Source organism: Streptomyces sp. DT190, assembly GCF_049846985.1.
GTDB lineage: Bacteria > Actinomycetota > Actinomycetes > Streptomycetales > Streptomycetaceae > Streptomyces.
In genome coordinates, this window is the sequence record NZ_JBNCNM010000002.1 from 635,790 (window position 1) to 656,999 (window position 21,210).

24 protein-coding genes and 1 pseudogene are annotated in these 21,210 nt (G+C 72.9%); 15 read left to right on the top strand and 10 right to left on the bottom strand.

Annotated features, from left to right (window positions below; genetic code table 11):
- Positions 1 to 466, top strand: a pseudogene (locus tag ACPXCS_RS06445) (transcriptional regulator); the annotation flags it as partial.
- A gap of 43 nt (positions 467 to 509) precedes the next feature.
- On the opposite strand, the gene ACPXCS_RS06450 reads toward ACPXCS_RS06445, so the two are convergent.
- Both ACPXCS_RS06450 and ACPXCS_RS06455 read right to left on the bottom strand, forming a co-directional pair.
- Positions 510 to 2,189, bottom strand: coding sequence for a bifunctional 3'-5' exonuclease/DNA polymerase (locus tag ACPXCS_RS06450; protein ID WP_425943648.1), 1,680 nt, complete (start codon positions 2,187 to 2,189; stop codon positions 510 to 512).
- 52 nt (positions 2,190 to 2,241) lie between these two features.
- On the bottom strand, positions 2,242 to 2,985 hold the full coding sequence (locus ACPXCS_RS06455) for a Clp protease N-terminal domain-containing protein (protein ID WP_425943646.1): 744 nt from the start codon (positions 2,983 to 2,985) through the stop codon (positions 2,242 to 2,244).
- Between the two features lie 136 nt (positions 2,986 to 3,121).
- Between ACPXCS_RS06455 and ACPXCS_RS06460 the strand changes: the two genes are divergently transcribed.
- Entirely contained in the window at positions 3,122 to 4,222 is a 1,101-nt protein-coding gene (locus ACPXCS_RS06460) for a DUF2786 domain-containing protein (protein WP_425943644.1), read from the top strand.
- Between the two features lie 7 nt (positions 4,223 to 4,229).
- Here the strand turns inward: ACPXCS_RS06460 and ACPXCS_RS06465 are convergent, their stop codons facing one another.
- The 4 genes from ACPXCS_RS06465 to rpmB form a co-directional block, all read right to left on the bottom strand.
- Positions 4,230 to 4,763 carry a DUF4232 domain-containing protein gene (locus ACPXCS_RS06465; RefSeq protein WP_425943642.1) on the bottom strand — a complete coding sequence of 178 codons (534 nt, stop codon included), beginning with the start codon at positions 4,761 to 4,763 and terminating at the stop codon, positions 4,230 to 4,232.
- A 949-nt stretch (positions 4,764 to 5,712) separates the two neighbouring features.
- Positions 5,713 to 6,228, bottom strand: coding sequence for a hypothetical protein (locus ACPXCS_RS06470; RefSeq protein WP_425943640.1), 516 nt, complete (start codon positions 6,226 to 6,228; stop codon positions 5,713 to 5,715).
- A 135-nt stretch (positions 6,229 to 6,363) separates the two neighbouring features.
- On the bottom strand, positions 6,364 to 6,669 hold the full coding sequence (gene rpsN, locus ACPXCS_RS06475) for a 30S ribosomal protein S14 (RefSeq protein ID WP_425943638.1): 306 nt from the start codon (positions 6,667 to 6,669) through the stop codon (positions 6,364 to 6,366).
- Positions 6,669 to 6,905: a 50S ribosomal protein L28 gene (gene rpmB, locus ACPXCS_RS06480; RefSeq protein ID WP_309096561.1), complete on the bottom strand. Its 237-nt coding sequence runs from the start codon at positions 6,903 to 6,905 to the stop codon at positions 6,669 to 6,671. The genes rpsN and rpmB overlap by 1 nt, the downstream gene beginning before the upstream one ends.
- 65 nt (positions 6,906 to 6,970) lie before the next feature.
- On the opposite strand from rpmB, the gene rpmG reads away from it, so the two are divergent.
- The 5 genes from rpmG to ACPXCS_RS06505 all read left to right on the top strand — a co-directional run bounded on the left by rpmG (position 6,971) and on the right by ACPXCS_RS06505 (position 9,714).
- Complete coding sequence (gene rpmG, locus ACPXCS_RS06485; protein ID WP_003991959.1) at positions 6,971 to 7,135, top strand: 50S ribosomal protein L33; 165 nt, start codon at positions 6,971 to 6,973, stop codon at positions 7,133 to 7,135.
- A 2-nt stretch (positions 7,136 to 7,137) separates the two neighbouring features.
- The gene (locus ACPXCS_RS06490; protein WP_425943635.1) at positions 7,138 to 7,386 is read left to right on the top strand and encodes a type B 50S ribosomal protein L31; all 249 of its coding nucleotides are present in this window, start codon (positions 7,138 to 7,140) and stop codon (positions 7,384 to 7,386) included.
- Positions 7,387 to 7,390: 4 nt separating this feature from the next.
- Positions 7,391 to 8,623: a CobW family GTP-binding protein gene (locus ACPXCS_RS06495; protein WP_425943633.1), complete on the top strand. Its 1,233-nt coding sequence runs from the start codon at positions 7,391 to 7,393 to the stop codon at positions 8,621 to 8,623.
- Between the two features lie 6 nt (positions 8,624 to 8,629).
- A complete protein-coding gene (gene rpsR, locus ACPXCS_RS06500) occupies positions 8,630 to 8,863 on the top strand; it encodes a 30S ribosomal protein S18 (protein ID WP_425943631.1) in 234 nt (77 codons plus the stop codon).
- Between the two features lie 635 nt (positions 8,864 to 9,498).
- Positions 9,499 to 9,714, top strand: coding sequence for a DUF397 domain-containing protein (locus ACPXCS_RS06505; RefSeq protein WP_283968392.1), 216 nt, complete (start codon positions 9,499 to 9,501; stop codon positions 9,712 to 9,714).
- A 103-nt stretch (positions 9,715 to 9,817) separates the two neighbouring features.
- On the opposite strand, the gene ACPXCS_RS06510 is transcribed toward ACPXCS_RS06505, so the two are convergent.
- Positions 9,818 to 10,333 carry an ATP-binding protein gene (locus tag ACPXCS_RS06510; RefSeq protein WP_425943629.1) on the bottom strand — a complete coding sequence of 172 codons (516 nt, stop codon included), beginning with the start codon at positions 10,331 to 10,333 and terminating at the stop codon, positions 9,818 to 9,820.
- A 343-nt stretch (positions 10,334 to 10,676) separates the two neighbouring features.
- On the opposite strand from ACPXCS_RS06510, the gene ACPXCS_RS06515 reads away from it, so the two are divergent.
- The 6 genes from ACPXCS_RS06515 to ACPXCS_RS06540 all read left to right on the top strand — a co-directional run bounded on the left by ACPXCS_RS06515 (position 10,677) and on the right by ACPXCS_RS06540 (position 16,135).
- Positions 10,677 to 11,501 (top strand): helix-turn-helix domain-containing protein, encoded by an 825-nt coding sequence (locus ACPXCS_RS06515; RefSeq protein ID WP_425944520.1) that lies wholly within the window; start codon positions 10,677 to 10,679, stop codon positions 11,499 to 11,501.
- 74 nt (positions 11,502 to 11,575) lie between these two features.
- A complete protein-coding gene (locus tag ACPXCS_RS06520) occupies positions 11,576 to 13,039 on the top strand; it encodes an aldehyde dehydrogenase family protein (RefSeq protein WP_425943627.1) in 1,464 nt (487 codons plus the stop codon).
- A gap of 102 nt (positions 13,040 to 13,141) precedes the next feature.
- Positions 13,142 to 13,693, top strand: coding sequence for a DinB family protein (locus ACPXCS_RS06525; RefSeq protein WP_425943625.1), 552 nt, complete (start codon positions 13,142 to 13,144; stop codon positions 13,691 to 13,693).
- Between the two features lie 10 nt (positions 13,694 to 13,703).
- Positions 13,704 to 14,345 carry a PadR family transcriptional regulator gene (locus ACPXCS_RS06530; protein WP_425943623.1) on the top strand — a complete coding sequence of 214 codons (642 nt, stop codon included), beginning with the start codon at positions 13,704 to 13,706 and terminating at the stop codon, positions 14,343 to 14,345.
- 72 nt (positions 14,346 to 14,417) lie between these two features.
- Positions 14,418 to 15,377 carry an ATP-binding cassette domain-containing protein gene (locus tag ACPXCS_RS06535; protein WP_425943620.1) on the top strand — a complete coding sequence of 320 codons (960 nt, stop codon included), beginning with the start codon at positions 14,418 to 14,420 and terminating at the stop codon, positions 15,375 to 15,377.
- Positions 15,374 to 16,135 carry an ABC transporter permease gene (locus ACPXCS_RS06540; RefSeq protein WP_425943618.1) on the top strand — a complete coding sequence of 254 codons (762 nt, stop codon included), beginning with the start codon at positions 15,374 to 15,376 and terminating at the stop codon, positions 16,133 to 16,135. The genes ACPXCS_RS06535 and ACPXCS_RS06540 overlap by 4 nt, the downstream gene beginning before the upstream one ends.
- A gap of 8 nt (positions 16,136 to 16,143) precedes the next feature.
- Here the strand turns inward: ACPXCS_RS06540 and ACPXCS_RS06545 are convergent, their stop codons facing one another.
- Both ACPXCS_RS06545 and ACPXCS_RS06550 read right to left on the bottom strand, forming a co-directional pair.
- Entirely contained in the window at positions 16,144 to 17,550 is a 1,407-nt protein-coding gene (locus ACPXCS_RS06545; RefSeq protein ID WP_425943616.1) for a glutamate decarboxylase, read from the bottom strand.
- Positions 17,551 to 17,584: 34 nt separating this feature from the next.
- Positions 17,585 to 18,871, bottom strand: coding sequence for an ion channel protein (locus ACPXCS_RS06550; protein WP_425943614.1), 1,287 nt, complete (start codon positions 18,869 to 18,871; stop codon positions 17,585 to 17,587).
- Positions 18,872 to 18,973: 102 nt separating this feature from the next.
- On the opposite strand from ACPXCS_RS06550, the gene ACPXCS_RS06555 reads away from it, so the two are divergent.
- Positions 18,974 to 19,735: a MerR family transcriptional regulator gene (locus ACPXCS_RS06555; protein WP_425943612.1), complete on the top strand. Its 762-nt coding sequence runs from the start codon at positions 18,974 to 18,976 to the stop codon at positions 19,733 to 19,735.
- Between the two features lie 16 nt (positions 19,736 to 19,751).
- On the opposite strand, the gene ACPXCS_RS06560 is transcribed toward ACPXCS_RS06555, so the two are convergent.
- Positions 19,752 to 20,117: a YbjQ family protein gene (locus ACPXCS_RS06560; protein WP_425943610.1), complete on the bottom strand. Its 366-nt coding sequence runs from the start codon at positions 20,115 to 20,117 to the stop codon at positions 19,752 to 19,754.
- A gap of 135 nt (positions 20,118 to 20,252) precedes the next feature.
- Between ACPXCS_RS06560 and ACPXCS_RS06565 the strand changes: the two genes are divergently transcribed.
- Complete coding sequence (locus ACPXCS_RS06565) at positions 20,253 to 21,185, top strand: VTT domain-containing protein (RefSeq protein ID WP_425943608.1); 933 nt, start codon at positions 20,253 to 20,255, stop codon at positions 21,183 to 21,185.
- Positions 21,186 to 21,210: the final 25 nt, after the last annotated feature.

The window sequence follows — 21,210 nt, forward strand, 5'->3', positions numbered from 1 at the left end:
CGCCGTCGCCCACGGACGGGCCCCGGAGGACGGCACCACTGCCGCCACCCGCGCCCCCGACCCGGACGTCACCCCCGCCCTCCTCACCCCCGTCGACACGGCCCTGCGCTGGTACGCCGCCGAGGCCGACCGCGCACTGGCCGCCGCCCGGGCTCCCGGCCCCGACCCGGCCCTGGCCCACCGCTGCCGCCCCGCCGTGTGCCGGCCCGGCGACCATCCGGCGCCCACCGACTCCGCCACCCCCGTGACCGCCTCCTTCGCCACCCCCGAGGAGGCCCGCGCCTGGGTGGACCGGGAACTGGCGAACATCGTCACCCTGGTGCGGCGGCACGCGGGCGACCCGCGCGGCGAGCGGGCGGGCCTCGTCTCCACGCTCGTCCGGCTCACGCTCCCCTACGCGCGTAGCCGCGGACGCCGCACCGAGGCGGAAGTGCTCGAAGAGGCCGCAACCCGCTCCGGACGCTGACACTCGGCGTCCGGACGCTGATCACTTGGCCTTGAGACGCTGATCACTTGGCGTCCGCGTAGCACCGCACCACCGCCGTGGTGAACGGGAACCGCACCGGCGTCTGTCCGAAGGTGAGCCGTCCGGCCAGGTCCGCCGCCTCGCGGATCGCCGCCACCACCCTCTCCGTCTCCTCCTCGGGGCAGTGCACGATCACCTCGTCGTGCTGGAAGAAGACGAGCTCGGCCGCGAGGTCGGCGCAGGCCCGGCGCAGCGCGGCGAGCAGCAGCAGGGCCCAGTCGGCCGCGCTGCCCTGGACGACGAAGTTGCGGGCGAAGCGGCCGCGGGCCCGGGCGTCGGTGGAGGCGTAGCCGGGCACCCACTGCCGCGGGTCGTCCTCGGAGAGGGGGATGCCCGCCTCCTCGGCGCCCTCGTCGGCCGCCCGGGCCGCCGGGGGACAGGTGCGGCCCAGCCAGGTCCGCACCAGCCGGCCCTCCTCCCCGGCCCGCGCCGCCTCGTCGACGTACGCGACCGCGCGGGGGAAGCGGCGGCGCAGCGCGGCGAGGTTCTTCAGGCCGTCGCCGGAGGTCTGCCCGTACACCGCGCCGAGCACGGCGATCTTGGCCTGGTCGCGGTCGCCGGAGAAGGCGCGGTCGGAGACGGCCTGGTACAGGTCGCTCTCCCGGCCGGCCACCTCCATCAGCCCGGGGTCGCGGGAGATCGCGGCGAGGACGCGCGGCTCCATCTGGTCGGCGTCGGCGACGACGAGCCGCCAGCCGGGGTCGGCGACCACGGCCCGCCGGATCACCTTGGGGATCTGCAGCCCGCCCCCGCCGTTGGTGACCCAGCGCCCGGTCACCGTCCCGCCCGCGAGGAATTCGGGTCTGAAGCGGCCCTCGCGCACCCAGTCCTGGAGCCAGGACCAGCCGTGGGCGACCCAGATGCGGTACAGCTTCTTGTACTCGATCAGCGGCTTCACGGCCGGGTGGTCGACGGACTCGAGCGCCCAGCGGCGCGTCGAGGAGATCCTGATCCCGGCCTGCGCGAAGGCCTTGACCACGTCGGCCGGCAGATCGGGGCGGACCCTGCGGCCGAACGCGGCGGACACCTCGTCGGCCAGCTCGGCCAGGCGGCGGGGCTCGCCGCCGCCCGCGTACCGCTCGCCGAGCAGGTCGTGCAGGACCGCGCGGTGCACCTCGGCGCTCCAGGGCAGCCCCGCCCGGTTCATCTCGGCGGCCACCAGCATGCCCGCCGACTCGGCGGCGGTCAGCAGCCGCATGCGGTCGGGGTGCTCGGCCCGCTCGTGCCGCCGCTGCTGCTCGGCGTAGACGGCGAGGAGGTCCGGCAGGGGCAGCTTGATGCCCTGCGGCTCGAACAGGGAGGACTGCGCGCCCGGCTCGGCGGAGCGCAGCGGCGGATCGGGCGGTACGGCGGAGCCGCGCAGCCGGGCCAGGGCGGCCGCGGCCGAGCGCGGTTCGCCGTACCGCCCCTCGTGGCCGAGGAGGAGCGTCTCGGCGGCCTCGATGTCGTAGCACCGCTCGACTCGCACCCCCGTGGCGAGCAGGCGCGGGTAGACCTCGGCGGTGGAGGGCCACACCCACCGCGTGACGCCGGGACGGCTCCGGACGGCCTCGGCGGGGTCCGCCTCGCGCCGCACCGGTCCGGCGGGCAGCCCGTCCGGGCCGAGGGGGGCGACGTCGACGCCGCCGTCCTCGGCCGGAGCGAGCGCCCACCGGTCGGACATGCTGCGAGTGTGACAGGGGGGTCTGACAACGCCCCCGCGCCGCCACGCGCCGTCAGGACTCGCCCAGCACGTTCTCCTGGGCCCGCGCGATCTTCTCCAGCACCGTGGCGACGTACTGCTCGGTCCGCTCCTTGCCGATGCCGAGGCCGCTGAGGACGCCGTCGCCGTTCTCGTGCTCCAGCAGGGCGAGCAGGATGTGCTCGGTGCCGATGTAGTTGTGACCGAGGCGCAGGGCCTCGCGGAAGGTGAGCTCCAGGACCTTCTTGGCGGCCTGGCCGTAGGGCACGAGCTCGGGGGCGTCGTCCACGGCCGGCGGAAGGGCCGCGGTCGCCGCCTCGCGAACCGCGTCGAGGGAGACGCCCTGCTCGACGATCGCCTTCGCGGCGAGGCCGTCGGGTTCGGCCAGCAGGCCGAGGACGAGGTGCTCGGGCAGGCCCTCGGCGTTGTGCGCGGCCTTGGAGGCGTTGTGCGCGGCCATCACGGTGTTGCGGGCGCGGGGCGTGTACCGGTTGAAGCCCTGGTTCGGGTCGAGGTCGGCCGACTCCTTGGGCACGAAGCGCTTCTGCGCGGCCTGGCGGGTGACGCCCATGCTCCTGCCGATGTCGGTCCAGGAGGCGCCGGAGCGCCGGGCCTGGTCCACGAAGTGGCCGATGAGGTGGTCGGCCACCTCACCGAGGTGATCCGCTGCGATCACCGCGTCCTGGAGCTGCTCCAGCGGTTCCTGATGCACCTTCTTGATCGCCGCGATCAGGTCGTCGAGACGGACGGTTGACGTGATGCCGGGGTTCGTCGTCATGCTGTCAACCGTAGGTTGCGCCCCGAGGGGTGTCAACCGCGAGTTGACAGTTGGCCGCTGCTCGGGGACGCCGGCCGCGGCCCGGCGTGCGACCACCCGCGAGGGGCCGGGCGGCGCGGCGTGGCACCATCGGCCCGTGAGTACGCCCAGCACCGTCGACCGCGCGTTCGAAGCCGCCCTGTACGAGACCGGCGAGACCGGCCTCGACACCGGCGCGTCCCTGCTCGCCTCCGACCAGGCCGCGGACGCGGAACTCGACCGGCGCGGGCGGGAGTTCGTCGCGGCGGCCTGGCGGCGCGGCTGGCAGCCGGCCGACGTCGTACGGATCGTCCGGCGCGAGCTGGACGACCGTCATGTGCTCCTCGTGGCCGCCCTGATCCGCGCTCAGGCCCCCGACGACGTCCCGCGCGGCCGCCGCTGGAGCGCACAGCTCGCGGAGCTGCCCGCCGGCACCGCGCCCCGCACCGACCGCTTCTCGCACGCCACGGCCGTGCTGGAGCTCTACCGGCTGCTGCTGCGCCTGCCCGCCCTCGAAGCCCTGGACGAGGCGCCGGGCGGGGCCAGGCCCGAGTCCCGCATGCTCACCCGCATCCGCGCCCTGCTCGCCAAGGCGGAGGCGACCGGTTTCCCGGAGGAGGCGGAGGCGCTCAGCGCCAAGGCGCAGGAACTCATGGCCCGGCACAGCGTCGACGAGGCCCTGCTCGCGGCCCGGGCGCCCTCACCCGACACCCCCGGGGCGTGCCGGATCGGGGTCGAGCCGCCGTACGAACAGGCCAAGGCGGTGCTGCTGGACGCCGTCGCCACGGCCAACCACTGCCGGGCGGTGTGGAACGAGCCGCTCGGCTTCTCCACCGTCGTCGGCTTCGAGACCGACCTGAAGGCGGTCGAACTCCTCCACACCTCACTCCTGGTGCAGGCCACGACCGCGATGACCAAGGCGGAGGCCGCGCAGCGGGCCGCTGGCCGCAAGCGCACCAGGACGTTCCGCCAGTCGTTCCTCGCGGCCTACGCCCACCGCATCGGCACGCGCCTGGCGGAGGCCGCCGAGGCCCAGGTGTCCGACGACCTGCTCCCGGTCCTGGCCTCCCGGGACGTCGCCGTCACCGGCCGGCTGGACCGCATGTTCCCGGAGACGACCACCACCCGGCTGCGCGGGGTGAGCGACGCGGCGGGCTGGACGGAGGGCGCGCAGGCGGCGGACCGGGCCCGGGTCGAGCACCGGCCGCCGCTGCGCTGAGCCGCCGTCAGTCGCCGGCGGACTCGAAGCCGCTGACCGAGGCCTGCGCCGCGCCGCCGTCCTTCCGGGCGACCTCGCCGTAGGACCACGGCAGTTCGTGCGCGTCCGCGGTGGATCCGGGCAGGGTGAAGGACGCCTTGCGCACGGCCAGGCTCTGGGCGGAGCCCGCCTCGCCGCGGACGTAGGTGATGGTGAAGGACGTCGTCGCGCCCTTGCCGAGGGTGAGCGGACGGGCCTGCGCGGACTGCTCCGCGGAGACGGACGTCGTGCCGCCGTCGGCCAGCAGGTCCACGGCGGGGAAGCCCTTCAGGGTGCACTCCGCGCCCTGGTTGGTCAGCGTGACGGTGACGGTGCCGGTGTCCCCGGCGGCCGGGGCGGCGCCGGCCCCGACCTCCACTCCCAGCTCGCCGAGCGCGCAGGCGGAGTCGATCGCGGGGTCCGCGTTCTTCGCGTCGTCGTCGCCGGTGTCGCCGCTGCCGCAGCCGGTCAGCAGCAGCGTCGCGGCGAGGGCGGCGGTCAGGGTCGTGGGCAAGGTGCGCATGAGGTCCTCTGGGCGTGATGAACAGGAGCGGCTTCGGGCCCCAGGATCATCACGCACCCGGCGACCCGACGGCCACGCACCCCCTGCGAATCCCCCGAACGCCGGACGGAGACCGCAGAACACCGCGCCCGGCGCTGAGGAGGACGGCGTACGACGGTCCGGGCAGCACACGCCCGGCCGACCTGGGGAGCACCCCGCCCGGCGGCCCGGGGGAGTGCTGTGCGCGGGCAGTCGCCGGTGGGATCGTGCGCGGTCGTTCCGCAAGCCCTGCGCCCGGCGGTCCCGGGAGTGTGTGCCCGGCGGCCCGGGAAGTGCGGTGCCGCGGCAGTCGCCGGTGGCTTCGTGCGCGGTCGTTCGGGGAGCCCTGCGCCCGGCGGTCCCGGGAGTGTGTGCCCGGCGGCCCGGGAAGTGCCGTGCCCCGGCAGTCGCCGGTGGCTTCGTGCGCGTCGTTACGGGAGCACTGTGCGCAGTCGTTCCGGAAGCATTGTGTGCGGCGGTCCTGGGACTAGTGGTGCCCGGCGGCCCGGTGCGGTGCCGCGGCAGTCACCGATGGCTTCGTGCGCGATCGCTTCGGGAGCCCCGCGCCCGGCGGCCCCAGGAGCCCTGTGCCCGGCGGCCCCAGGAGCCCTGTGCCCGGCGGCCCCAGAAGCCCTGCGCCCGGCGGCCCCAGGAGCATTGCCCCCGGCGGTCCCGGGAGCACTGCGCGCGGCGGGCCGCCGAGTACCGTGCCCCGGCAGTCCCAGGGGTACCGCCGGGCGTCCCGTGAACACCGCCCCCGGCCGCCGGGTGCGGAGTCCCCGGAGGCGCCGGCCGCAACCGCCTGGGCGGAGTCCTCGGGGGCGGCAGCCGCAACCGCCGGGGGCTTCCCGGGAGGACCGGGGGCTGTGTTCCCGGAGGGCCGGGCGGTACCCCTGGGGCGTGCGGCCCCGGATTCCGCCGCCACCCGCCCCTACTGCGTGCCGAGGCTCGCCGTCGGCAGGCCCGTCGGCAGCTTGCCGCCCTCCGCCTTCGTGTACGTCTCCTCGCCGAGGCCGCCCTCCCAGGTGACCTTCATGCTGGAGCCGGTCACGGAGCCGACCGTGCCGGTGGCCCGGTTCTTGCTGCCGTCCGTGCACTTCAGGCGGATCGTCCGCGTCCCGGACTCCTCCTGCGCGGTACCGCTGCAGATGCTGCCGCCGGTCGCGAACAGCGCGGCCTGCTTTCCGGTGATCACCAGGGCCACGGCCTTGCCGTCGGTCGTCGCGAGCCAGCTGCCCGCCAGCTCACCGGAGCCCGCACCGCCGGCATCCGGCTCGGCCCCGGGGCCGCCGGTCTCGGTGGAGGCCGTGGCCGAGGGGGCCGGGCCCGACGCCGGGTCGTCCCCGGAGTCGCCGTCGCCGCTGCACCCGGTCAGCACGAGCGCGCCCGCCAGTCCCGCGGCGGCCGCCGCGACGCGCACCGCGCCGCAGCGGCGCCAGAAGGTCACCGAAGTCACTGCAAGCCCCCAAGCTGTAGCCGGCCGGCCGGCCCGGAACAGCACCGGTCGGCCTCGTTGGCCGCAACGATCGCAGCAAGCCACCCGGGCCCGTCAAGGGGCTTCGGGACGGTGTCCCGGGCCCTCCTACCAGGACGATTTCCGCACACCGGGCAGATACCCCGCGTGTGCCTGCTCCCGCAGGCTCACCCGCGACAGCCCGAACGCCCGGAAGTAGCCGCGCGGCCGCCCGTCCACCTGGTCGCGGTTGCGCACCCGCGTGGCGCTCGCGTCCCGGGGCTGGCGGCGCAGTTCCGCCTGCGCCGCCAGGCGTTCGGCGTCGCTCGAGGAGGGCCGCCGGACGATCTCCTTCAGCTCGGCCCGCCGGGCGGCGTACCGCGCGACGATCTCCTGCCGCTTCTCGTTCTTCGCGATCTTGCTCTTCTTCGCCATCAGACCTTCCCTCCCCGCGCGCGGATCCGGGCCACGGCCGCCTCGATCCCGATGGTGTCGACGGTCTTGATGCCCCGGGCGCTCAGCCGGAGCCGGACGTGCCGCCCCTCGCTCGGCAGCCAGTAGCGCTTGGACTGGATGTTGGGGTCGAACCGGCGGGACGTGCGCCGGTGGGAGTGCGAGATGCGGTTGCCGAAGCCCGGTTGTGCGCCGGTGAGCATGCAGTGCGCGGACATGGGTGGTGACGTACCTCTCTGTCTCCGTTGATGCAAATGGAATTCGTTTTCAGTATCATAGCGGCATGGCACGCAACGAACTCCGTCCGGTCATCAAGCTCCGGTCCACCGCCGGGACCGGCTTCACCTACGTCACCCGCAAGAACCGCCGCAACGACCCGGACCGGCTGACCCTGCGCAAGTTCGATCCGGTCGCCGGCCGCCACGTCGACTTCCGAGAGGAGCGCTGACCATGCGTCAGGGAATCCACCCGGAGTACGGGCCCGTCGTCTTCCGTGACCGTGCCGCGGACTACGCCTTCCTCACCCGCTCGACCATGACGAGCCAGAAGACGATCGAGTGGGAGGACGGCAACACCTACCCCGTGGTCGACGTCGAGATCTCCGACGTCAGCCACCCCTTCTACACCGGCACCGCGCGCGTCCTGGACACCGCCGGCCGCGTCGAGCGCTTCGAGCGCCGGTACGGAAAGAAGGGCTGACCCCGTGGCCGTCCCTTCCGGGCTCCCCGTCGTCATCGTCGGCGGGCTGCACGCCGACGCCCGCAGGGCGGCCGTGGCCCGGCTGCTCGCCGACGTGCCGGGCAGCGTCGTCCTCCACCACGACCTGGCGACGGCGGCCGCCGGCACGGTCGTACGAACCGTCCGGGACGCCGGCGGCATCCTCGACGCGGGGGAGGCGCCGCTGGTCAACGACTGCGCGTGCTGCGCCCTGCGCGAGGACCTGGTCCCGGAGCTGGAGCGGCTCCGGGACGCCGGTGCCACCCGGCTCGCCGTCGTCGAGCTGTGGGACTCCGTCGAGCCCAAGGCCATGGCCGAGGTCGTCGCCGCCGGCGGGCTCACCGTCACGGGTGTGATCACCGCCGTCGATCCCGCCCTGGTCCTGCCCTACCTGGCCAACGGCGACGACCTGGCCGACGGCGGTCTCGCCGCCGCGGCCACGGACCAGCGCACCGTCGCCGACACCTTCGCGCGCCAGCTGGAGTACGCCCCCGTCCTCGCGGTCGCCGACTCCCCGGAGGCCGACGACGAGGACCGGGAACTGCTCGCGCAGCTGCACCCGACGGCCCGGCAGGTGCCCATCGGGCAGCAGGGCCCGGCGGCCGCCCCGGGCGGCGACGGACCGACGCCGCCCGCACCGCGCCTGTCCCCGCCCTCCCCGCTTCCTCCGCTCGTCCCGCTCTCCCCGCTGGCCCGGGCGGCCTTCGCGGGCTTCGACGTCGAGGCGGCCGCCGCCGCCCAGCACCCCGCCTGCGCCCTGCTGCCCGCCGAGGCCGACGCGCACGGCGTCTCCACCCTGGTCTGGAGCAGCCACCGCCCCTTCCACCCGGAGCGTCTCTACGCCGCCCTGGAGGACCTGACCTGCGCGGCGGCCCGCAGCCGGGGCCGGTTCTGGCTCGCCGACAAGCCCGACACGCTCTTCCACTGGGACGCCGCGGGCGGCGCCCTGTGCGTGGAGAGCGCGGGTCCGTGGCTGGCCTCCCTGCCGGACGCGGCCTGGGAGATGGTCCCGCCGGTGCGCCGCGCCGCCGCCGCGCTCGACTGGCACCCCGAGCACGGCGACCGCTGCCAGCACCTGGTCTTCACCTCGCCCGGCCTGGACCGGGACGGTCTGGCGCGGCTGCTGGAGTCCTGCCTGCTGACCGACGCCGAGTACGCCGCCGGGCGCGACGCCTGGCAGCGGCTGCCGCACGCCTTCGACACCCTCCTGGAGGTCTGACCCGAGATGCCCCGCAAGACCGACCGCAAGCCGGTCAGGAACCGCCCCAACCCGCTGGACCAGGCCGGGATCGAGTACATCGACTACAAGGACACCGACCTGCTGCGGAAGTTCGTCTCGGACCGCGGCAAGATCCGCAGCCGCCGGGTCACCCGGGTGTCGGCCCAGCAGCAGCGGCAACTGGCCCGGGCGATCAAGAACGCGCGCGAGATGGCGCTGCTGCCGTACTCCGACCGCTGAGCGCGCGGCCGGATCAGGGTGAGGTTCCCCACGCTTGACGCGAGGGGGACCTCCTTCCCGTGAACGGGCCGGTCCGCGCACCCCCTGCCGGAACCTCCCCGGACCGGCTGCGTGCCCGGTCGGCCGCCACGGGCCGTCCGCCCGGGGGACCGCCGGCGGGACACCTCCTCCGGGGCGCCGGGTACCGCGCGCCGCGCGGGGATCGGGCGATCGTCCGAGCGCGGCATCGGCCCGCCGGAGGACCGCCCCCTCCTGCGAACGGCCCCTTTCCGCCTGCTCCCCACCGGGGCCCGCCGCTTCCGCATGGCGTCCGTCCGGCCCCTGAGGGGCCGCACAGCCGCCCGCCCGCGGGCCGAGCGGATGCTCCGCCTCCACGGGACCTCCGCCGAACCCGCCGACTTCCCCGCCGTCCACGGGGAACGCGCGACGGGGCGGGGGCGTCCAACCAGGCAAGTGCTTCGGCCGAGCGGCCGCCAGAGCTGTAACCGGAGGACCACCCGCCGTGCACGTGCATCTGCCCATGCAACTGCACTTGAACAGAGTTATGATCCGGGTCAGTTGACCGATGCATCAATGGCCACACCAGCCAGTGCACCACCGGGGAGCGACCTGTGGACCACGACGTGTACAACGGTATGGCGGCCGCCGGGCTGCACGGTGTGGCCTGGCAGAAGAGCCGGCACAGCAACTCGCAGGGCTCGTGCGTGGAGTTCGCCCGGCTGCCGGGCGGGGACGTGGCCGTGCGCAACTCCCGCTTCCCCGACGGTCCGGCGCTGGTCTACACCCGTGCGGAGATCGAGGCGATGCTGCTGGGTGTGAAGGACGGCGAGTTCGATCACCTGGTCGGCTGACGGGGGACCAGTGACGGCGACCCCGTACGGCCACCGAGGGTGACGGGTGACGGACGCGCCGTGACGCGCGTAGAACCGCGGCGCGAGGATGCGCCGCGGTTTCTCATTCCGCGTGCGGCCGGGACCCGGCCCGGGGCAGCCGGAACAGCGCCCAGACCACCTTGCCGCTGAGCGAGCCGGCCATCGGGTGCCAGCCCCAGCTGTCGCTGAAGGAGTCGACGAGGAACAGCCCGCGGCCCGACTCGGCCGAGAAGTCGTCGGTCTCCCGGGTGACGGGGCTCTCGTGACTGGGATCGCGCACCGCGCACACCAGCCGCTCGGTCCACCGCATCAGGTGCAGCCGCACGGGCGGCTCGTGGGGGCCGGCGCAGGGGGTGTCCGCCGTCAGGCCGTGCCGCAGGGCGTTGGTGACGAGTTCCGAGACGACGAGACAGACGTCGTCGAAGCGCTCGCCCGTGTCCCACTGGTCGAGGGTTCTGCGGGTGAACCTCCGTGCCTCGCGCACCGCTTCGAAGCGGGCGGGAAGGGCACAGGAGGCGGCGTCGGACACGGCCGCGGGGTCGAGCGGCGGAAGGCCCTGCCGTAACGGCTCGAGCATGGTCGATCCATTCGTCCCCATGCGAGGCACTCCCGGGAATTCGCGGTCGGTGCGATGCGGCGGTGGTGCGGGACCATGGTTTCGGATGCGTACAGCAGATGCAAGGGCAGATGCACGTGCAGGTGACCGGAATGAGCCGTCCCGTACCGCTTCTTGGTCAATTTTTCCGTCATCTTGACGTCCCCTTCTGGCCGTTCACTTGCCGTCCTCTTGAACACCTGCGCGTGCGCCGACTGTCTCGATTCCGTTTCCGTAACCGGACGAGTACTGCTCGGAGTGTTTTAGTGGCAGACTTCGGCCCCTGAAGACGTTGGGGAGGCTGGCGAACGTGAGCGCGGGAGAGCCGGGATCGGTGGTGCGGCGCATGCTGCTCGGATCACAACTCAGGCGACTGCGTGAGGCGCGGGGCATCACGCGCGAGGCGGCGGGCTACTCGATCCGCGCCTCCGAGTCGAAGATCAGCCGCATGGAGCTGGGCCGGGTGAGCTTCAAGACCAGAGACGTCGAGGACCTGCTGACGCTGTACGGCATCACGGACGAGCAGGAGCGCGCCTCCCTGCTCGGCCTCGCCAAGGAGGCCAACGTCGCGGGCTGGTGGCACAGTTACTCGGACGTGCTGCCCAGCTGGTTCCCGACCTACGTCGGCCTGGAGGGCGCCGCCTCCCTGATCCGGGCCTACGAGGTGCAGTTCGTGCACGGCCTGCTGCAGACCGAGGCGTACGCGCACGCGGTGGTGCGGCGGGGCATGCAGGGGGCCAGCGAGGCCGACGTCGAGCGGCGGGTGGCGCTGCGCCTGGAGCGGCAGAAGTACCTGGTCGACGAGCGGGCGCCCGACTTCCACATCATCCTGGACGAGGCCGCCCTGCGCCGCCCGTACGGCGACCGCGAGGTCATGCGCGGCCAGCTCCAGCACCTGATCGAGATCTCCGAGCGGCCCAATGTGCGCCTGCAGGTGGTGCCGTTCAGCCTCGGCGGCCACTCCGGCGAAAGTGGCGCGTTCACGATCCTCAGCTTCCCGGAGTCCGACCTCTCGGACGTCGTCTACCTGGAGCAGCTCACCAGCGCCCTGTACCTGGACAAGGCCGAGGACGTCGCCCAGTACGAGAAGGCGCTCAAGGAGCTGCAGAGCGAGAGCCCGGGCCCCTCCGAGAGCCGGGATCTTCTCCGGGGTCTCCTCCAACTCTCCTGATACACCAGTACGATGACGTGTGATCAGATCGTGAAGGCGCGATCGAGGGTCTGCCAGGGATCGAGGGATCACACATGTCGTCGTCCTGCTTCACCGACCTTGCACAGCAGTACATCGACGGTGAGTGGCGCCCGGGTACCGGCTCCTGGGACATCATCGACTTCAACCCGTACGACGACGAGAAGCTGGCGTCGATCACCATAGCCACGGTCGACGAGGTCGATCAGGCGTACCGGGCGGCCGCCCGGGCCCAGAAGCAGTGGGCCGCGACCAACCCCTACGCCCGCCGTGCCGTCTTCGAGAAGGCCCTGAGCCTGGTCGAGGAGCGCGAGGCGGAGATCTCCGAGGCCATCATCGCCGAGCTCGGCGGCACGCGCCTGAAGGCCGCCTTCGAGCTGCACCTCGCCAAGGAGTTCCTGCGCGAGGCGGTCCATCTGGCGCTGGCCCCCGAGGGCCGGATCATCCCCTCCCCGGTGGACGGCAAGGAGAACCGCGTCTACCGCGTGCCGGTCGGGGTCGTGGGCGTGATCAGCCCGTTCAACTTCCCCTTCCTGCTGTCGATCAAGTCGGTCGCCCCGGCGCTCGCCCTCGGCAACGCCGTGGTGCTCAAGCCGCACCAGAACACCCCGATCGTCGGCGGTGCCCTGGTGGCGAAGATCTTCGAGGACGCGGGGCTGCCCGGCGGTCTGCTCAACGTCGTCATCACGGACATCGCCGAGATCGGCGACGCCTTCATCGAGCACCCGGTGCCCAAGGTCATCTCCTTCACCGGCTCCGACCAGGTCGGCCGGCACGTGGCGACGGTCTGCGCCCGGCAGTTCAAGCGCGCGGTGCTCGAACTGGGCGGCAACAGCGCGCTGGTGGTCCTCGACGACGCCGACGTCGACTACGCGGTCGACGCGGCCGTCTTCAGCCGGTACGTCCACCAGGGCCAGGTCTGCATGGCCGCCAACCGCGTCCTGGTCGACCGGTCGGTGGCCGACGAGTTCACCGGGAAGTTCGTCGCCAAGGTGAAGTCCCTCAAGACGGGCGACCCGCGCGACCCGGAGACCGTCATCGGCCCGGTGATCAACTCCCAGCAGGCCGACGCGGTCTCGGGCGTGGTCGAACAGGCCCTGACCGAGGGCGCCACGGCCCTGGTGCGCGGCGGCCGCACGGACAACCTCGTCGAGCCGTCCGTGCTGACCGGTGTCCCCGCCGACTCGGCGCTGCTGCGCCAGGAGGTCTTCGGGCCGGTCGCCTTCCTGGTGCCGTTCGACGGCGAGGAGGAGGCCGTCCGCCTCGTCAACGACACCCCGTACGGGCTGAGCGGCGCCGTGCACACCCGGAACATCGAGCGCGGCGTGAACTTCGCCAAGCAGATCGACACGGGCATGTTCCACGTGAACGACGGCACGGTCCACGACGAGCCCATCGTCCCCTTCGGCGGCGAGAAGCACTCGGGGCTCGGCCGGCTCAACGGCGAGACGATGCTGGACGCCTTCACGACGACCAAGTGGATCTCGGTGCAGCACGGCCGGAGCCGCTTCCCGTTCTGATCCCGGGCGGCCCGGCGGGTCCTTGCGGACAGAAGCTGACCGCAAGGGCCCGTAGTTTCGTCGTTGTCAGACAGCAGGGACGCAGACGAAAGGCGGCCGTTCATGGTGACGCACGTGGGACCCGAGGCACCCGGTGACGAGCGCGGAGCGCTCCTGTCCTTCATCGCCGAGCAGCGCGGCGGCATCCGCAGGGCGCTGCTGGGCCTGACGGCGGAGCAGGCGTCGTCCACGCCGAGTGCCAGCGAGCTGTCCCTGGCCGGGCTGCTGAAGCACGTCGCGGAGGTGGAGCAGGGCTGGATCGCCCGGGCCAAGGGCGAGCCGCCGGCCGTCCAGCGGGACGAGTCGAACTGGCACGAGTGCTTCGTGCTGGCGGGGGACGAGACCGTGGAGTCACAGCTCGCGTACTACGAGAAGGTGGCCGCCGAGACGGAGGCGTTCATCCGCGCGGTGCCCAGTCTCGACGACACCTTCGAGCTGCCCGCGACGTCCTGGAACCCGAAGGACGAGCAGCTGTCGATGCGCTGGCTCTGCCTGCACCTGATCCGCGAGACGGCCCGGCACGCGGGGCACGCCGACATCATCCGCGAGTCGCTGGACGGCCGGACGGCCTTCGAGCTGGTGGCCGCGGAACAGCAGGTGGCAGCCGGGTCCTAACCTGGACCGCATGTCAGCGATCCGTCTCCTCGTGCTCGGCGCGGTCCGCATGCACGGCCGCGCCCACGGCTACCAGGTGCGCAACGACCTGGAGTACTGGGGGGCGCACGAATGGTCGAACGCCAAGCCCGGTTCGATCTACCACGCCCTGAAGCAGATGGCGAAGCAGGGGCTGTTGCACGCGCACGAGATCGCCCCGTCCACGGCCGGCGGCCCGCCGCGCACGGAGTACGAGATCACCGGGCCGGGCACCGAGGAGTACTTCCGGCTGCTGCGGGAGGCGCTGGTCACCTATGACCAGCGCGGGGACGTGAAGACGGCCGCGGTCGGGTTCGTCGTCGACCTGCCGCGGGCGGAGGCGGTCGCACTGCTCAAGGAGCGCACCCTGCGGATCGAGCAGTGGCGGGCCTCCGTCCTGGAGCACTACGTGCCGGAGGAGGGGCCCGAGCAGCTCGGCCACATCGGGGAGATCATGAACATGTGGGTCCACACGGCCGACTCCGAGGCCGAGTGGACCCGCGGCCTGATCGAGCGCATCGAGGGCGGCGCCTACACCTTCGCCGACGAGGGCGACCCGTTCGTGGGGATCCTGGCCGAGGGCGAGGAGAACCCGTACGCGACGGGGGAGCGGCATCCCGGGGATGTCCTCTAATCAAATTTGACGACTGGCGTCGGCCGCGTTACTTTCTCCATGTAGTCAAGTTTGACTAGCGAGGGAGGCTCAGTGGCCGACGCGGCGATCACCGTCGAAGGCGCGGAGAAGAGGTACGGCGCGAAGAAGGCGCTGGACGGGCTCGACCTCACGGTCGCGCGCGGCACGGTGCACGGGGTGCTCGGCCCGAACGGCGCGGGCAAGACCACCTTGGTCAGGGTCCTGTCCACGCTGCTGCGGCCCGACGCGGGCCGGATCGAGGTCGCAGGCCACGACGTGGTGCGCGAGGCCTACGCCGTCCGGCTGCGCATCGGCCTGCTCGGCCAGCACGCCGCGCTCGACGAGGAGCTCGGCGGCATGCAGAACCTGGAGCTCTTCGGCCGGCTGCACCACCTGGGCGCGCGGCGGGCACGCGCGCGTGCGGGGGAGCTCCTGGAGCGCTTCGGCCTGGCCGGCACCGGCCGCAAGGCGGTCCGGCAGTACAGCGGCGGCATGCGGCGCCGCCTGGACCTCGCGGCATCCCTGATCACCGAGCCGGAGGTGCTCTTCCTGGACGAGCCGACCACCGGTCTCGACCCGCGCGGCCGCGCCGAGGTGTGGAACTCCGTCCGCTCCCTGGTCGGCGGCGGCACCACGGTGCTGCTCACCACCCAGTACCTGGAGGAGGCCGACCAGCTCGCCGACCGCGTCTCGGTCGTCGACGCGGGCCGGGTGATCGCCGACGGAACGCCGGACGAGCTGAAGGCCGCGACCGGCGGCGACCGCATCGACGTGGTCCTGCGCGACGCGGGCCGTCTGGGCGAGGCCGCCGCCCTGCTGCCGCTCGCCGGGGTCACCGTGGACCCGGACCGCCGGCTGCTGAGCGCCCCGGTGACCGACCGCATGGCGGCGCTGTCCGGGGTGGTACGGGCCCTGGAGGGGGCCGGGATCGAGGCGGAGGACGTGGCCCTGCGCCGCCCGACGCTGGACGAGGTGTTCCTGCACCTCACCGGGGACGAGCGGGACGACCGCCGAGTGAAGGAGGCCGCGTGACCGCCCACGCACTGACCGACTCCTGGACCATGACCCGCCGGGAGCTCGCCCGCTGGCAGCGGCAGCCGGTCCAGCTGGCCGTCGGCCTGGTCTTCCCCGTGATGCTGCTGCTGATGTTCGGCTACCTGGTCGGCGGTGGCCGCGGCGTGGCCGGGGACTACCGCGACTACCTCATCCCGGGCATGCTCGCGCTCACCATGGCCTTCGGCCTGGAGGGCACGATGATCGCCGTCACCCAGGACCTCGACAAGGGCGTCATCGACCGCTTCCGCTCGATGCCCATGGCCGACGGGGCGGTACTGGTGGGCCGTTCCGCCGCCGACATGCTCCAGTCGGCGCTGACCCTGCTGGTGCTCGTCGGGGTGGGCGCCGCCCTCGGCTGGCGCCCCGGCGGCGGCCCGGCCGCCCTCCTGGGCGCCCTGGGCCTGCTGCTCCTGTTCCGCTTCGCGATGCTGTGGATCGGCATCCACCTGGCACTCGTGGCGGGCAGGCCCGAGCTGGTCCAGGCGGTGCAGATCCTGGTCTGGCCGGTCGGCTTCCTGTCCAACGCCTTCGCGACCCCCGACTCGATGCCCGGCTGGCTCGGCACGGCCGTGGAGTGGAACCCCATGTCCCACACCGCCACGGCCGTACGGGACCTGTTCGGCGTGCCCGGCACGGAGTCCGGGCACGTGTGGTGGGCGGTCGTCTGGCCCCTGGCCCTGCTCGCGGTGTTCTTCCCGCTGGCGGTCAGGAGGTTCGCGCGGCTGAGCCGCTAGAGGCCGGCCTAGTGGTGGAAGCCGGTCGCCGCGGCCTTGTCCCGGGTGAGCGGGCCCGGCTGCCGGCGCAGCTCCGGCAGCAGCCGTTCCAGGTCCTGCGCGAGCAGGTCGGCGAGGTCGGCGGAGAAGCCGTTGCGGCACACCACCCGCAGCACGGACAGGTCCTCGCGGTGCGCCGGGAACGTGTAGGCCGGCACCAGCCAGCCGTGCTCCCGCAGCCGCCTGGAGACGTCGAAGACGTCGTACGCCGTCACCTCGGGCGCGGTCGTGAAGGCGAACACCGGCAGCTGGTCGCCCCGGGTCAGCAGCCGGAAGTCGCCGAGCGCCCCGATCCGCGCGGCCAGACCCGTGGCCACGTCCCGCGCGGCCTGCTGCACGGCCCGGTAGCCGTCCCGGCCCAGCCTGAGGAACGTGTAGTACTGCGCCACCACCTGGGCGCCCGGCCGCGAGAAGTTCAGCGCGAACGTCGGCATGTCGCCGCCCAGGTAGTTCACCCGGAACACCAGCTCCTCGGGCAGCGCGTCCGCGTCCCGCCACAGCGCCCAGCCGACGCCCGGGTAGACCAGCCCGTACTTGTGGCCCGAGGTGTTGATGGACGCCACCCTCGGCAGCCGGAAGTCCCACACCAGGTCCTCGTCGAGGAACGGCGCGACCATCGCGCCGGACGCCCCGTCGACGTGCACGGGGATGTCGAGCCCGGTGCGCTCCCGCAGCGCGTCCAGCTCGGCGCACAGCTCGGCGATCGGCTCGTAGGAGCCGTCGAACGTGGAGCCCAGGATCCCGACGACCCCGATGGTGTTCTCGTCGCACAGCTCGGCCGCGGCCCGCGGGTCGAGGTGGTAGCGCTCGCCCTCCATGGGGACCAGCCGTGCCTCCACCTCCCAGAAGGTGCAGAACTTCTCCCAGCAGACCTGCACGTTGACGCCCATCACCAGGTTGGGCCGGGCGCCCGGGTAGCGGTCGGCGTTGCGTTTGGCCCAGCGCCGCTTCAGGGCCATCCCGGCGAGCATGCACGCCTCGCTCGACCCGGTCGTCGAACACCCCACGGCGGCGGCCGGGTCGGGCGCGTGCCACAGGTCGGCGAGCATCGCCACGCAGCGCCGCTCCAGTTCGGCCGTGCGCGGGTACTCGTCCTTGTCGATCATGTTCTTGTCCCGGCACTCCGCCATCAGCACCCCGGCCTCCGGCTCCATCCAGGTGGTGACGAAGGTGGCGAGGTTCAGCCGGGCGTTGCCGTCGAGCATCAGCTCGTCGCGGACCAGCTGGTGGGCGGTCGCCGGGGCCATGGGCTGGTCCGGGAGCCGGTGCGTGGGCGGCGCCTCGGCCATGTCGCCGACCGGATTGGCGGGGCCGTAGAAGGGGTTGACGGACAGTCGGCGGTCGCCGGAGCGGTGGGTGCCGTCGTCGAGCGGCATGGGTGCCTCCAGGGGGATCGGCGGAAGGGGGGGGTCAGCGGACCGGGGTGCCGTCCTCGTGCAGCTGCATCTGGGGGCGGCCCGTCACCAGCAGCCAGGCGGGCAGCGAGGCGACGCAGAGCAGGGCGATGATCTCCGGCGAGGCGACCAGCACCGCGGCGACGAAGAGGCTGACCCAGCCCTGCCGGGTGATCGCCAGCAGGATCCCGAGCACGCCCGCCGACACCCCGACCGCCGGATGCACCCCGGACACCAGGGCGTGGGCGCACAGCCCGAGGGCGGTGCCGACGAACACGGCCGGGAAGATGCGCCCGCCGCGGAAGCCGCAGGACGCGGCGACGAGCAGCGCGGCCAGCTTCACCACCGTCAGCAGGGCGTACTCCCCGGCCGGTCTGCCGTCCGGGTCGCGGGCCAGCTCGGCGATCTCGTCCAGCCCCTTGAAGAGCGTCAGATGGCCGCCCAGGGCCGCGAGGCCGCCCAGCACCAGCCCGCCCGCCGGGAGCATCAGCATCGGGTGCCGCAGCCGGCGGAAGGCCCGGTGGACGTACGGGAAGGCCCGTACGGCGGCCATGCCGAGCAGCGCGCCCGCCGAGGCGACCACGAGCGCCGCCAGCAGGTCGCTCCAGCCCGGCCGGCCGAAGGACGGCAGGTCCAGGTCGAAGCTCGGATGGTCGATCAGGGTGGCGGTCAGGGCACCGGCCGTGCCCGCGGTCAGCGGTGCGAAGACGTTGTCCCACAGCAGTCCCCTGGTCTCCTGGCGGGCCAGCGCCTCGGAGATCACCAGGGCCGCCGCCACCGGCGTGCCGAACAGGGCGCCGATGGTCGCCGCCTCCGCCAGCGCCGGCCAGATCCGGCCCGGCACCCGGGGCAGGGCCCGGGCGCCCAGCCAGGCGGCCAGGGCGACGTTCACCATGATGATCGGGTTCTCCGGGCCGAGACTGGGCCCGCCGGCCAGCATCAGCGCGGTCGCCAGCAGCAGCCCCGGCAGCACGACGGGCGGCAGGACGGGGGCGTCCAGGCCGACGGTGGCCGGATCGGGTCCCGCGTGTCCCGGCATCCGCCACACCACGAGACCGACCGCCACCCCCGTCCCGACGAGCATCACAACCATCCACAGCACGGAGTACCGGCCGACGCCCAGCGCGTCCGGCAGCGGACCCCACAGCACCTTCTGCAGCTCCTCGGCGGCGGCGCTCACGCCCACCAGGACCAGGCTGCAGAGCACGCCCACGGCCGCCGCGGGCACGATCGAGGGCAGCAGCACGCGCGCCGGGGTCGCGGGGGTGACGGAGGGCGCTCGCCGCTCGGTGTCCTGGACCACGGGCACACGATAAGCGGATCAACCGGAGCAAAACGGAAACACGCTTGCACCTCACGCGGCGTGAGGACCGACCGTGGAGCACGGAAGAAGAAGGGAGCGGAAGTGAGCTATTCCGTGGGACAGGTCGCGGGCTTCGCCGGCGTCACGGTGCGCACGCTGCACCACTACGACGAGATCGGTCTGCTCGTGCCCGGCGAGCGCAGCCGCGCGGGCCACCGGCGCTACACCGACGCCGACCTCGACCGGCTGCAGCAGATCCTGTTCTACCGGGAGCTCGGCTTCCCGCTCGACGAGGTCGCCGTCCTGCTCGACGACCCGGCGGCGGACCCGCGCGCGCACCTGCGCCGCCAGCACGAGCTGCTGACCGCCCGGATCGAGAAGCTGCGGAAGATGGCGGCGGCCGTGGAGCACGCCATGGAGGCACGCACGATGGGCATCAACCTCACGCCCGAGGAGAAGTTCGAGGTCTTCGGGGACAAGGACCCGGAGCAGTACGCCGACGAGGCGGAGGCCCGCTGGGGCGGCACCGCGCAGTACGCCGAGTCGCAGCGCCGGGTCGCCCGGTACACCAAGGAGGACTGGCAGCGGATCCAGGACGAGACCGCCGACTGGGGGCGCCGCTACGACGCCCTGATGAACGCCGGCGAACCGCCCACCGGCGAGGCGGCCATGGCCCTGGCGGAGGAGCACCGGCAGCACATCTGCACCTGGTACTACGAGTGCCCGTACGAACTCCACCGCGGCCTCGGCGAGATGTACGTCGCCGACGAGCGGTTCAGGTCGTTCTACGACTCGATGCGCCCGGGCCTCGCCGAGCACCTCAAAGAGGCGATCGGCGCGAACGCCGACCGCCACACCTCGTGATCCCCGGCCCGGGGGGCTACTCCCGGGCCAGCACCACCGCCGTGCCGTACGCGCACACCTCGGTGCCCACGTCCGCCGCCTCCGTCACGTCGAAGCGGAACGCGAGCACACCGTTGGCTCCCCGCGCGCGTGCCTGCTCGACGAGCCGTTCCATGGCCTGGTTGCGGGTCTGCACGAGCGTCTTGGTCAGACCGCGCAGCTCGCCGCCGACCATCGACTTCAGCCCGGCGCCGATCTGGCTCCCCAGGTGCCGGGAGCGCACGGTCAGGCCGAAGACCTCGCCGAGCACCTCCTGCACGCGGTAGCCGGGTACGTCGTTCGTGGTGACGACGAGGACGTCGGGCTCAGGGCCCTGTCCGCCGCCGTATTCGTCGATGCCCATGTCCACAGCTTTGCCCGGGACGGGCCACAGTGCATCCTGATACCCCCCATGGAACCTGGGTCGCGACGGCTGCGTTGATACTTTGAGGCAGCCAGCCCCCAGCCCGTACCCCACAGCAGCAGGAGCCACATCCCCGTGACCACGCTTGCGCTCGGCCCCGAGTGGCTCAGCCCGGACTACCTGATCTCGACGTTCAGCCTGCCCGGCATCCTGCTCATCGTCTTCGCCGAGTCCGGACTCTTCGCGTTCCTGCCCGGCGACTCCCTGCTGTTCACGGCGGGCCTGTTCGTCGCCGAGGGCACGTACATCACCCAGCCGCTGTGGCTGGTCTGCACGCTGATCGTGCTCGCCGCCGTCATCGGCGACCAAGTGGGCTACATGATCGGCAAGTTCCTGGGCCCGAAGCTCTTCAACCGTCCCAACTCCAAGCTGTTCAAGCAGGAGAACCTGGACAAGGCCCACGAGTTCATGGAGAAGTACGGCCCCAAGGCGATCGTCCTGGCCCGCTTCGTCCCGATCGTGCGCACCTTCGCCCCCATCGTCGCCGGCGCCGGCCGCATGAAGTACCGCACGTTCCTCACGTACAACGTCATCGGCGGCATCGCCTGGGGCACCGGCGTCACCCTCGCCGGCTACTGGCTGGGCCAGATCGACTTCATCAAGAAGAACGTCGAGTCGATCCTCATCCTCATCGTGCTGCTCTCGGTCGTCCCGATCATCATCGAGTACCTGCGGGACCGCTCGAAGAAGAAGCGCGAGGCGGCGCAGGCCCCCGCGGCCGGGCAGTCCCCGGCCCCGGTCATGGACGACGCGACGACCCAGCTCCGCCGCATCACCCCCGACGGCCGCCCCCCGCACCAGCAGCCGCACGGCGACCGCAACGGCCACGGCGACCAGCAGCACAGGGACCAGCAGTACAGCGACCAGGGGTACGGCGGTCAGCAGTACGGCGACCAGCAGTACAGCGACCAGCAGTACTACGGCCAGTACCCCCAGGCGCCCGGCTACGGCCAGCGGCAGCAGCCGTACGGCACGCAGCAGCAGGGCCCGTACAACAACGGGTACTGACCGGATACCGATCCGGCTTCTCCCG